The organism is Fontibacillus panacisegetis, from assembly GCF_900102215.1.
In the GTDB taxonomy this organism is placed as follows: domain Bacteria; phylum Bacillota; class Bacilli; order Paenibacillales; family Paenibacillaceae; genus Fontibacillus; species Fontibacillus panacisegetis.
In genome coordinates this window covers 1-11641 of the sequence record NZ_FNBG01000059.1, presented here as the reverse complement: position 1 = coordinate 11641, position 11641 = coordinate 1, and the positions used below count along the sequence as shown (strand labels likewise).

General features: G+C 44.4%; 10 protein-coding genes. 3 read left to right on the top strand and 7 right to left on the bottom strand.

Translation table 11 applies throughout. The annotated features are described in order from the left end of the window. The coding region (locus tag BLS49_RS23930) for a phosphotransferase (protein ID WP_139173178.1) at positions 1-367 on the top strand (367 nt) is incomplete at its 5' end. Between the two features lie 279 nt (positions 368-646). Here the strand turns inward: BLS49_RS23930 and sdaAA are convergent. The 4 genes from sdaAA to BLS49_RS23910 are packed head-to-tail and all read right to left on the bottom strand — an operon-like array spanning position 647 to position 5004. Next, positions 647-1522: an L-serine ammonia-lyase, iron-sulfur-dependent, subunit alpha gene (sdaAA, locus tag BLS49_RS23925; protein ID WP_091236572.1), complete on the bottom strand. Its 876-nt coding sequence runs from the start codon at positions 1520-1522 to the stop codon at positions 647-649. A gap of 29 nt (positions 1523-1551) precedes the next feature. After that, positions 1552-2265: an L-serine ammonia-lyase, iron-sulfur-dependent subunit beta gene (gene sdaAB / locus BLS49_RS23920; RefSeq protein WP_091236571.1), complete on the bottom strand. Its 714-nt coding sequence runs from the start codon at positions 2263-2265 to the stop codon at positions 1552-1554. A 20-nt stretch (positions 2266-2285) separates the two neighbouring features. Continuing rightward, positions 2286-3746: a M20 family metallopeptidase gene (locus tag BLS49_RS23915; RefSeq protein WP_091236569.1), complete on the bottom strand. Its 1461-nt coding sequence runs from the start codon at positions 3744-3746 to the stop codon at positions 2286-2288. Continuing rightward, the gene (locus BLS49_RS23910) at positions 3739-5004 is read right to left on the bottom strand and encodes an MFS transporter (RefSeq protein WP_091236568.1); all 1266 of its coding nucleotides are present in this window, start codon (positions 5002-5004) and stop codon (positions 3739-3741) included. Before BLS49_RS23910 ends, BLS49_RS23915 begins: the two co-directional genes overlap by 8 nt. Positions 5005-5164: 160 nt before the next feature. Here BLS49_RS23910 and BLS49_RS23905 point away from each other — a divergent pair, with 160 nt between their 5' ends. Beyond that, positions 5165-7234 carry a helix-turn-helix domain-containing protein gene (locus BLS49_RS23905; RefSeq protein ID WP_091236566.1) on the top strand — a complete coding sequence of 690 codons (2070 nt, stop codon included), beginning with the start codon at positions 5165-5167 and terminating at the stop codon, positions 7232-7234. A gap of 42 nt (positions 7235-7276) precedes the next feature. On the opposite strand, the gene BLS49_RS23900 is transcribed toward BLS49_RS23905, so the two are convergent. The 3 genes from BLS49_RS23900 to BLS49_RS23885 form a co-directional block, all read right to left on the bottom strand. Next, positions 7277-7861: a methyl-accepting chemotaxis protein gene (locus BLS49_RS23900; protein ID WP_245742761.1), complete on the bottom strand. Its 585-nt coding sequence runs from the start codon at positions 7859-7861 to the stop codon at positions 7277-7279. 1432 nt (positions 7862-9293) lie between these two features. Beyond that, entirely contained in the window at positions 9294-9539 is a 246-nt protein-coding gene (locus BLS49_RS24945; RefSeq protein ID WP_175471529.1) for a hypothetical protein, read from the bottom strand. After that, positions 9511-10431: a ketopantoate reductase family protein gene (locus BLS49_RS23885; RefSeq protein ID WP_091236559.1), complete on the bottom strand. Its 921-nt coding sequence runs from the start codon at positions 10429-10431 to the stop codon at positions 9511-9513. The genes BLS49_RS24945 and BLS49_RS23885 overlap by 29 nt, the downstream gene beginning before the upstream one ends. A gap of 145 nt (positions 10432-10576) precedes the next feature. Between BLS49_RS23885 and BLS49_RS23880 the strand changes: the two genes are divergently transcribed. Beyond that, on the top strand, positions 10577-11125 hold the full coding sequence (locus tag BLS49_RS23880) for a TetR/AcrR family transcriptional regulator (RefSeq protein WP_091236557.1): 549 nt from the start codon (positions 10577-10579) through the stop codon (positions 11123-11125). Positions 11126-11641: the final 516 nt, after the last annotated feature.

Genomic DNA, 11641 nt, shown 5'->3' with positions numbered 1-11641 from the left:
GGTACCCACCTCAATAGTACATCATGATTATCATGCAAAGAACCTATTGATTCAAGACAATGGCATTATGCCGATCGATTGGTCCATTTCATATCTAAGTCCTCATCTTGGAGACCTATATTGCTTGATTACGGAAGCACACGCTTGGAGTAATCTTTCAAGAGAAGAAATGGTTTCAGCATACCTTGAAGTAACTGATCTTCAAATTGATCATCTGAACTGGCAATTGCAAATAGGCGGTTTATGTTGGCTGATTAAAACATTACGTTGGCTTGTTTATGGTGGTACAGATATAATCCCTGGATCAGAAACTTGGATACCTAATCTGCTGAAGGATGTAGAAAGCCTATACCAGGAAATTGTATAACTTTTCTCGCATTCCACACTAGTGAAACGAACGCATCTATAGACATATATCATGATAGTGCCCCAGTACAAGACCCCTTTTCGAGGGGTCATTTCCATTTTCAGGAGAAGTGGAAGAATGAGGATCATGAAGACACAGCAGGATTTTGTCTTCATGCGCCGAGTAGTTGGAGATAATCGCACATACTTGGGACTTTCACCCGTTAGCACGATACGCTGCCAAGCGCACAAAAGGCACGCCGCATACGGCGGCGCGCCTTCTTCAATAAACACTAAGGTTCTATTTCTTCCTAAGGCTGCTCATAATCGCTTTGCCAGTAGGTGTTTGGGCAAGCCCACCGCCAGCTGTCTCACGATGCTTCTCAGGCATGCTTGATCCTACCTCAAGCATAACCTGAATAACCTCATCAGACGGAATGACACTGCGCACGCCGGCAAGTGCCATATCGGCAGCCGCGAGTGCAGTCACTGCTCCGAACCCATTGCGCACGATACAAGGAATTTCGACTAATCCGCCTACAGGATCACAGATCAGGCCAAGCGTATTTTTCAGCCCGAGTCCGACCGCATGCACCGCTTGGGCGGGCGTGCCTCCGCGCAGCTCTGTTAGAGCGCCTGCCGCCATGCCAATAGCTGAGCCTACCTCAGCCTGACAACCGCCCTCTGCTCCAGATACGAAGGAATTGTTAGCGATGACATAACCGATTGCACCTGCAGCGAATAGACCGTATACCATATGCTCATCATCGAATCCGAAGCGCTTCTGGATGCTAACGAACACGCCTGGAATAATGCCAGCCGAGCCTGCCGTCGGAGTAGCAATGATTCTGCCCATTGATGCGTTTATCTCGGATACTGCTAGCGCATAAGCCATAGCCTCGCCTGCCGCTTGCCCAAGATTCAATTCCTGTCCTTCTCCGAATGCCATTACCCGCTGTGCATCTCGACCAGTCAGACCACTGCGGGATGTCGTATCCTCTGTCAAGCCTCTTTCAACTGCCTCTTTCATAATGCGGTAATACTCCGCCATTGTAGCGAATTCCTCTTCGGGCGTCCGCCCCGATTCAAGACTCTGTTCCTCTAGCATAAGACGGCCTATCGTTAAGCCCTTTTCTGTACTTAGGGACGCTAATTGCTCTAGGTTGCGAAAATTCATGACACTCTGCTCCCTTCTTTAGCCAATTTTCAATATAATCGTATTTCCCTTGATGACAGCCCTACAGCCGCTAGATCAACTGTACGTACTGTGTCCACATTGTCTAACCGTGTAATTTCATCTATCATATCGGCCGTAAGCAGACTATCAAGCTCTAGAACGGTCAATGCATCACCGCTTCTAGCTTTCCGGTCGACCGACATATGCGCGATATTGCGTCCGCTTCGTCTCATCACATCAGTAATGCTCGCCACAACTCCTGTCCAATCCTGGTGACGAACAATCACAGTCGGATATACGCCGGACAGTCTGACGCTGAAGCCATCAATTTCAGTAATTTCAATGTTGCCTCCACCGATGGAGGTGCCAATCATAACGAGCTCTGCTCTCGCTTCTCCTTCTCCTAAACTGAGGATCAGCTTAGCCGTGTTCGGATGGGAGAACAACCCTTTCCCCTCATCAAAAGTGACAACTATTCCGCGTGCTTCTGCCTCTTGCAGAGCGTTAGGAATGCGGGGATCATCAGTTTGCCAGTCGAGCAACCCTCCGATAATAGCGACATCCGTTCCATGACCTTGATACGTAGCTGCAAATGAGCCGTAGAACAATACCTCAGCACGATCTGGCTGTGGCCCAAGGAGCTGCCGGGCGAAGCGTCCGATACGGGCTGCCCCGGCTGTATGTGAACTTGAAGGTCCGACCATAGCCGGACCTATAATAGAAAATACATCTTTAAATCGCATTGGATTGGTACCTCCAGGTACTAGACAGTAACTGCCTGTTTATCCGCTAGTTCAGACATCCGCGGTGGAGTGATTTCCTTCGGAACAAGACATTCATATCTCTCGCCATCCAGCCGTTCAACAAGCTCAGCCTTCGCCTGCTTGATTAGCTCTGGATTCAGCAGCGTTTCTACAGCTGTACAAGCCATCGTCTTACCAGCGAGAAGCAACGCTTTGTGGGCATAAGTTGACTTGCCCTGCGTAACCGTCTGCCAAGCATGGAATGGCGTGCCGTAAGCATATGTCGCGGTCATGCATTGGGCAGTAGGAACAACCCAGCTTACATCGGCAACATCCGTCGAGCCGCCCATCATTTGAGAGTTCGAAGGATTGTAAGGCAGTACCTCACTTAGCAATGGATGCTCAGCAACCCCTTCGCGTAACGGCTTCGGCAGCATTCCGAGTGCGCTCGTCTTATCCACCTCAGGAAGGGAAGCATAGGCAGCCCTCGCCTCCGCCAGTTCTTCCTCTGTATGCTCAGGAAGCTCCAACGCATTCATATAGCTATGCATAACGCTTTCCAACGCATTATTCGGAATCAAGTTCACACAAGCTCCCTCTATAACATGTTCCATCGAGGTCTCCGTCATAAGTGACGCACCCTGAGCTGTTTTGACAACGCGGTCATACAGCACTTTGACTTGATCCGATTTCGGAGCCCGAATCAGATAAGTAACTTCCGCCTCCGGTTGTACCACATTCGGCGAGGTGCCTCCTGAATTCGTAACCGCGTAATGAATGCGCGCTTGATCTATCATATGCTCCCGCATATAGTTGACACCCACATTCATTAGCTCTACTGCATCCAGAGCACTTCTTCCGAGATGCGGCGATGCCGCTGCATGCGTGCTTTTCCCTTTGAATCTAAAGGTGGCATGGATAACAGCCAGGCTGGATGACGACAGAACCATGTTCATAGTAGCCGGATGCCAGGATACCGCGATATCAACATCACTGAAATAACCTTCGCGAACCATGTACGTTTTACCATAGCCGCTCTCTTCTGCCGGGCAGCCGTAATAACGAACTGTTCCGGCAATTCCAGATTCCAGCAAATAGTCCTTAACAGCAATCGCAGCCGCAAGCGCACCCGCTCCTAGCATGTTATGGCCGCAGCCATGACCGCTTCCGCCTTTTTCAATAGGATCATTCTCATAGACCCCTGCATGCTGGCTAAGTCCCGCTAATGCATCGAATTCTCCGAGAATGCCCACTACCGGACCGCCGTTGCCGAAGCTGGCAATTAAGCCAGTCTCCAGTCCTGCAATACCGCGTTCGACCTTGAACCCTTCTGCTTCCAGCGTATCAGCCAATAACGCAGAGGATTTGAACTCTTCGAACCGGATCTCTGCGAAATCCCAAATCGCATCGCTAACCTCTACAATTTTCTCGCTCTTTGTATTTATAAGCTCAGATATTTGATCTGCCAATTGTTTATTCATTCACGATTCCTTCTTTCATAGCAACATTGGATGTCTTATTGCTTCTAAAAATAAGCATCAAAGATACTGCAGAGACACAGGCGAATGCCATCATCAGAAAAAAAGCGGAAGAATAAGAACCGCCGGAAGCTTGTACCATGAAACCAATCATTGTAGGTGCCAAGAAGCCAGCAAGCTGCGCTCCGGTATTGATAAAGCCATTAGCGGTAGCTGCGCTTTCTTCAGGCAAATGCTTCAGAGCAGCTGACGCAATCAGAATAATAACAAAGGATTGGAATACGATAATGAGGCACTGATAAGCAATGAACATCCCCGTTGAACTAGCTGTTTCCATTAAATAGAGAAGAACGGCAATGAGGATAGCTGAGATTGCAGCAACCTGCAGCTCTCTTCCTCGTGGAAGCTTATCAAGCACAATACCACTAATAACCATTGCAAATATTCCGACAAAAGCAGGTATAGCCGACAGGTAACCAATAGATGCAAGATCAAGGTCACGAACATTCATCATATAAGTTGGCATCCAAGAATTAAGACCCCAGCTCACAACATAAATACTGAAATAGCCGATGAACAGCTTCCATACGAATGCGGATTTCAGAATACTTCTTAGCGGAGCCCCTTTAACGGCTGTTTTGACAGCTCCCTGTTTCACTACAGGTACAGGCTTCGTCTCCTGTTTAATTTTCTCCTTCAGGAAGAAAATGAACAATACAGCGAAGCCAAGACCAATTGCTCCTACAATGTAGAATAAAGAACGCCATCCATTATTAGCCATAACTTGAGTAGCTGCGATAGGCGTTACAACACCCATAACGGAGGCGGAGGTCAGCATAATCGACATGGCCCGACTTCTCTCATTAGTAGGGAACCAGTTGGTGATCGCCTTGGAAGCTGATGGGAAGAAGCTGCCTTCGCTAAGTCCGAACAGGAACCGTACGAGAATCAATGAAGTTAACGACCAAGCAATACCGGTAAGGATTGTAAAGATAGACCATAGAATGATAGAGGTTATAATAACCTTGCGATAGCCGAACTTGTCAGCAAGCCATCCACCTGGTAGCTGCATAAGCGCATAACCAGCGAAGAAGCTGCTCAAGATGATGCCTGTCGATGAAGCATTAAGTCCCAAGTCCTCTGTAATGCCAAGCACGGCATAACTAATTGCGAACCTGTCAAGGTTCCCAACTGACCACCCTAAGAACAACAATACTAAAATCAGGTACTTCCATTTGAATGCAAATCTTGTTGTTGTCATGATCCCTCAACCCCTTAATCTGATGTTATATAACCGAACATGTACTTATAATAGCTAAGCTAGTTACTCAAAACAATATATGATACTCTATAACTAATAGGTAATATTGTGGGTGAATACACATATTTCTTCATTTCAATCGATTCGGGGGCTCAATATTATGGAAGAATATATAACACGGGAATTAAAGAACGCCGATTTTCAACTCTGGGCAGGTGAAAAAGGACAGCCTTTCCAGTTGTTAGCTTCCAAAGGTCAGCAAAAGGCGGCTCCGCCTGAGACGACATCAGCTGCCTCTGAAGCTTCCTTCTTGGAAGCTCATGAAGAGCTTGGCTGCACAGACCTTCATCTCCGCTATCCGACTGGTCTTCGAATTACGGTCCGCTGCTTTGACTTCACCAATCCCGATGCAGATAAGCTGCTAGAACGCCTATCAGCCTCCCTTCCTCCCTATTACATTGAGTATGTCATTTCCCGTCAGAGCGATACGCTGCATAAAATGAATAATAGTATCCAGAGTGTCACCTCTTTGCTCGATCTGGACAAGCTGCTGTCCGAAATTTTGAACAATACGATGGCTGTTATTCCAACTGCTACAACGGGTGTACTGTGGATGTACGACGAAGAAGAGGACGTTCTGAAGGTACGCACCGTCTCCGAGCAGCTTGTGAATGAAACGATGGGTCTCATGCGCATGAAGCCTGGAGAAGGCATGATCGGCAAAGCTTTTCTAGAGGGCATCCCGCGTGCCTATCATAGTTTCGAGGCAATCAGCAGAGCAGCTTCCAATATGTCTGAAAACAATTTGAACTATTTTCAAGCCTCTCATTCTCATGATTTCGCGGATCACCAGGGGGTTCTCTGTGTTCCTGTTAAAGTTAATGGCAAGCCCGAGTGTGTTCTCATTCTGTATCAATTCGGCAGCTATCCGCTTTTCACCGATTACGATTTTGTGCTGCTGCAGAATTTCGCTGATCAGGTTGCCATCGCCATCCAGAATGCTAGGCTATTCAGCGAAGTTCAGCGCCAGAACCAGATGCTCGTCAAGCGCGATGAAATCCACGCTAGATTAATGAAGCTCTCACTAAGGAATAAAGGCACTGCTGTTATCTTGCGTGAGCTTGAGAAAATGATCGGCATGCAGCTCATATTCATTGATCTAATCGAATATGCCGTTACAGCTTCTAATAAGAAAGCGAGGGCATCGGTGTCCATTGCTGCTATTGAGCGCAAATTCAGCTCGCGGAGAGAGCCTGCTACTTATGAAGAGGAGACAGCAACGGGGATTATCCGACGACATGTGGTCCCGATCTTCGCAGCAGATGCCACACTCGGCTTCGTCATTATCGAGCTGCCGAGGGAGCTTAGTGTGCTGAATCGGCTTATTCTCGAGCAAGGCAGCTCCATTCTTTCACTAGAGATGGTTCGCAAGCAATCTCAAGCCGACTATTATCATAAGAAGGCCAATGACCGGTTCAATGAATTACTCTCTTTGCAGGATATATCTGCTCTTCGCCGCAAAGGCGAGGAGATGGGCTTAATAGATGAACAGAAATCATGTGCGATTATATTCAATCTGCTCCCGCTCCCTGGTGTGCAGTTAATGAATGTACAAATATATCGGCTGATCGTTCTAGTAAAAAAGACCTTCCAACAAAAAGCAGCTGTTGTATTCGCATTGGATAACAGATTGACTGCCATCGTCCAGATTACAGATGACGAGTCTGAGCATAATCTCAAGGAGCATCTAACAGCGCTATTCAAGGAGTGGTCGCAGTATGGGGATGGCACTTTGCGTGCTGGCGTAGGCAGCAGCTTCACCGGTTTAAAATCACTCGCGGGAAGCTATGCGGAGGCAAATAAGGCACTTACCTATCTTTTATCCAAAAAAAGATCAGGCTATATGTACTATCCCGAGATCGGAGTTAATCAGCTCTTTTTGCAGCAATCATCAGAGGATCTGGAGGCGTTCGTCTACCAGGTAATAGGGCCGCTTCGGGATTCAGGATCGAACGGAAGTCGACTGGAGGAGACCTTAATGGCTTACGTAAGAACGAACCGCTCCATTCAACAGACAGCTGAGCATCTTCATATTCATGTGAACACACTGTATCAACGATTGAAGAAAATCGAGGACACGTTGCATCTCTCCCTCAAAGAGCCTGAACATATGCTGCGGCTTGAGCTGGCCTGCTACTTGCTCAGCAGAAGCTCAGATGAGCTGACTTGATCCGTTTTATGAATGCATACATTAAGCTGTCCCTATGGTTAATTAACCAATCGCATTTACTTTCTCCATATTGCGGTCTGCCAGATGGATACTATTGGTTATATTTTGAATCATACGCCCAATTTCTTCTGTTGCCTTTCTGGACTCCGCGGCCAGCTTCCGAACTTCCAGAGCAACAACCTCGAAGCCCCTCCCATGCACTCCTGCACTTGCTGCTTCTATAGATGCGTTAAGGGCTAACAAATGCATTTGGTCAGAAACCGACTTAATGACATCAACAATCTTGCTGATTTCGTTTACCCGCTGCTTCAAATCGGCTTTGTCGGTAAGCAAGTAGTCAAGTACATGTATATGTTCGAGTCCTTGTGCATTGAGGTTCAATACCCGATTTGATTTTTGATAGATTTGCCCAACAGACAACTTTAGATTTTCAATCATCTCGCCAAAATCATATACCTTTTGAACCATCTCCGAATTGGTGGCTTTCTGGCTTCGACTACCCACCGCCACAGATTCTACCGAATACCCGATCTTTACCGGCGAATCCAGATTCTCTTTAAATGTTTGGGCAAATTGATAACTGATATCTTCCACTTTTTCTGCGACAAGATGATTAGTTTGGAACATGCGTTCTAGATTACCTACCAGTTCATTAATTTTCTCTGTCTCAAGTCGAAATAGCATGCATAAGTGGGAATTGAGGAAAGAGGCGCAAGTATCTCAGACTATACCAGATAGACGTGATCGACCGGGACCTGTTCGCCGGATGTCTGAATGACCTCATTAGCCATCTCGAACCCGAGTTCACTCGCCGATCGAAGCTATCGTTAGAAATACGGACGACCAGGCCGAACCCGTCACGCAAGACCCCGCTAAGCTTGATAGTGAAGAGGATCACGGTAGACGACAGGAAGCGTGTCGGCAGCGTCGAGTTACATTGAGGAGACTGAGAAGCATTTTTAAGCATGGCCCCTTCTTCTGACAACAATGGTGGGAGGGGTTTCTCTTTGGATTGTCGAGGAGTCACCTTTTCAGCATCAACTAGTTATTACTCCTTAGAATTGAATTGCTTGAAACCCCCTACTTTTTAATTAAAATTGGGTAAATCGACATATTAATCCATATTATGGTACTATAATAGATCGTTTAATTTTAAATGGTGCCGCGTATTTTTTATGGTAACATTTTCCGAGTTTGATGTAGTGTATACAAACAAAAGATTGTTCAAAGATAGTAAACTACTTGAAAATCTAGAAAATTTTATAGATGTTTTTGAAGAGTATCCGGCACTCGAAAACATCCTCTCAGAAAAAGGTACCGTTAACTCTCATATGACTCGATTTGGTAGAAACACTCTTTTTGATTTTGTCGATTCAGTCCTCGCACCTGATCCAAACTATCTATTTTGTGACGACTTGGGGAATGAATTCGCTGATTTTATTTCCGTGTATAACCAAAAAAGCGTTTGCTTTTATCATGCAAAGTATGCATCATCCCAATTTTCGGCTAGCGACTCCAAGTTGTGATCAGTCAAGCATTAAAAAATATAGGAAATATGACTCCATCAACTACTCAACTTGAACAAAAAAGGACCCGTTGGAATTCTCTTTACTCTGGATCAAATATTTCTATGATGCGGAAAGGAGATAATGTTGAAAGTGGAATCTTAAGTTTTACAAAAAGTAGAATTCTATCTGAACTCACTGAGTTGAGGGAAGGCGGCAATACTTCGGCACAAACCATTCAACTTTTTTGGCTATTATCTTCCTTTATTTATACCTGTAAAGAGCTAGGTTTCCAAGCTCACATAACCTGCAAGCCTTAAGAAGTTCCAGAAAATCGAACTCATTTTCTGTTTTCAGATTTCTCCCTACTTATGATACGGTTCAGCTTAACGGGGCTATCGGCGGAAAATGAGCTGCGGCGTGTAACGGCCAACCTCCTACCCCACCTGCGATTTTGATCAAATCTGCTTAATAAGCACACTGAAGGCCACCGAAGTAATCGGCGGCCAGATTGTCGGTGATTCAACTATCGTTCCCCGTTAGCTCAGTACGGGTTATGATACGGTTCTCCGCGCTAGCTGTAACAGGAAGTTTTGCAGCCCGCCGCGAAATAATTTCAACACATGAAAGTCTTTGTCTATGGCTGCAATCATTTCCCGCAGCAGTTTGTCGTCTCTGGCGATTTTTTTCATTTGACGCTCATGGATGACCGTTGTGCAACGTTTTTTCTCGGCGTATAAGCGTGTGCTTATTTTGAACGAACGGAAATCACTAAGCATGTATTTCCAGATCGATATCATTTTGATTTAAAAACTTCAATAAATCGTTATTCAACCACACAATTTCATTGTTTGCGCTACTCGCATAATCCGGCAACATCATATCCTTAACCATTTTAGTCCGGAGCCATATCATAAAGAAAAAATCCAAAATCAAATTAGGGAATTTTAGCACAATTTTGAGTGCAGATGGATTAATAGCAATGCCAGCTTTTTGGATTGCCTTTAAATACGTTTTTAAAGTGATTGTTATTTTATGTGCCGTTTTTCTGGTTTTAGCTGTTTTTTCGTCAATGATCTTATCTTCAGAATGTAAAACACTAAGCATGGCAATGTCCGATACTGAATGTGTGATTAGATAAGCTTTCATATCCTTATTAATTGCGTAGGGAAGTTTTGCTGTTTCAAATAATTTTGCGAGGTTTTCTGCACGTTCTGTCACTAAACCATTAATTTCTCCAAACATAGTAGCCACTAGAACCTTTGGTGGAAACCGGGCATACAAAATTCCATCTTTAATCTGTCCGCCGGCACCGGGGAAAGCTGGTAAAAGTCTATCTCCAACAATATCCAGCCACGAAGAAAATCCAATTGAATTGCTAATCATCGTAACAATATTTTTGCTTTGATTGTCTTTTAATGCTAACAACGCTGATTCGGATCGATCGTAACGAACTGTAACGAAAATAAAATCATATACATCATCATTTTCAAGCGTATCAATGACATTTACTTTTATAGATTTAACCGCACCTTTTCCATAATATTGAAGGCCATTTTCTTTCAATGTTGTAAATCTATTAGAACGCGCAAACAGAGTGACGTCAATTCCTGCTTCAATGAATTTGATTGCGTATGCGCTGCCTATAACACCTGCACCAAAAATTAAAACTCTATTTTGTTTTGCTGACATAAAACCACCCCTATTTTTCAACATTTCCTTTTAATCATCAGACAACATGTTGTATAATGTGATCATAGATCTTTATTATTCCTTTATCAACCATCAGTTTTTTATTATTTGTCGGATGATATTCTTGTTCGAATAGGAGTATAAAATGAAAAAGCAGCCAGAAACAACGGAGAAAACAAAACAAATTTTTATAGATGTTTTTTGTGAGTTATATAGCCAAAAGCCGATTGAAAAAATCTCCATTCAAGAGATTGCGAAGAAGTCAGGATATAACCGCAGTACATTTTATCAATACTTTTCTGATATTTACGAACTGTTAGACTTTGTTGAAAATAATTTATTGAACTACATAAAAGAAGAATTGGCGAATAAAGAGTTATCTATGCACACGGTCCAAAATGCGCTCCATTGTTTGGACAAAAGGGAGTATCTCTCGATTCTCAGTGCCCTCCTGGGCGATTATGGAAGCACTCGTTTTTTAAATCGCTTAAAAAGAGAAATCACCTTGGATAGATTGGAATTAAACTTTCCGCAAAACCATTCCATAACGCCGTACTTGATTGAGTTTTACCTCTCAACATCCCTTTCTTTATTTCGTCTTTGGCTCCAGCGACAAAAGGATTTATCGTCTGAAGATTTTTTCAAGTTAGTGGACAACCTGTATACAAATGGGATTACGCCCTATTCTAAATAATAAATCTACCATTCAAACCCAATCATTGTGTAGTACAATAAAAGCATAAGCCAATTTACACATTTTGACCTCCCCTGCTTCTATGGTCCTTATGTGGTATGGTTCAGCGTATCTATTGAGCGAAATCGAATTGAATTCAATAAGAGGACTGTCCATGGCATGATCCCATGAACCCCGTAGCTTACGAGACCGGCGGCTTTCTTGTTCCACTCCTGGTACAAGAAGTCGATGGCGTTCTTCAGCGCCTAGGATGTCGCGCGTTTGTAGGTATATTTCGCCCTACTTATGATACGGTTCCCCGAGCTGTCTGTAACGGCAAGTTTTGAAAAAACCAGCTAATACTTTGTCAATAGACAGTTTTGTAGGAAAGAGATTTTTGATATACTGATTTTAAGCATAGCAAATAAACCTCCACTTACTGGAAGTTTATGGGATAAGCAGTTTCTAAGAAGCGAAAGGTTGCCCTTTTTTGAGCATGGCGTAGACGTGATGTAATACCTTGTTGGCGCAAGCGAT

Coding starts and splice junctions, on each gene's coding strand:
- sdaAA (WP_091236572.1), bottom strand. CDS start 1,522: ATGAATTTTCGCAACCTAGAGCAATTAGCGTCCCTAAGTACAGAAAAG.
- sdaAB (WP_091236571.1), bottom strand. CDS start 2,265: ATGCGATTTAAAGATGTATTTTCTATTATAGGTCCGGCTATGGTCGGA.
- BLS49_RS23915 (WP_091236569.1), bottom strand. CDS start 3,746: ATGAATAAACAATTGGCAGATCAAATATCTGAGCTTATAAATACAAAG.
- BLS49_RS23910 (WP_091236568.1), bottom strand. CDS start 5,004: ATGACAACAACAAGATTTGCATTCAAATGGAAGTACCTGATTTTAGTA.
- BLS49_RS23905 (WP_091236566.1), top strand. CDS start 5,165: ATGGAAGAATATATAACACGGGAATTAAAGAACGCCGATTTTCAACTC.
- BLS49_RS23900 (WP_245742761.1), bottom strand. CDS start 7,861: ATGTTCCAAACTAATCATCTTGTCGCAGAAAAAGTGGAAGATATCAGT.
- BLS49_RS24945 (WP_175471529.1), bottom strand. CDS start 9,539: ATGATATCGATCTGGAAATACATGCTTAGTGATTTCCGTTCGTTCAAA.
- BLS49_RS23885 (WP_091236559.1), bottom strand. CDS start 10,431: ATGTCAGCAAAACAAAATAGAGTTTTAATTTTTGGTGCAGGTGTTATA.
- BLS49_RS23880 (WP_091236557.1), top strand. CDS start 10,577: ATGAAAAAGCAGCCAGAAACAACGGAGAAAACAAAACAAATTTTTATA.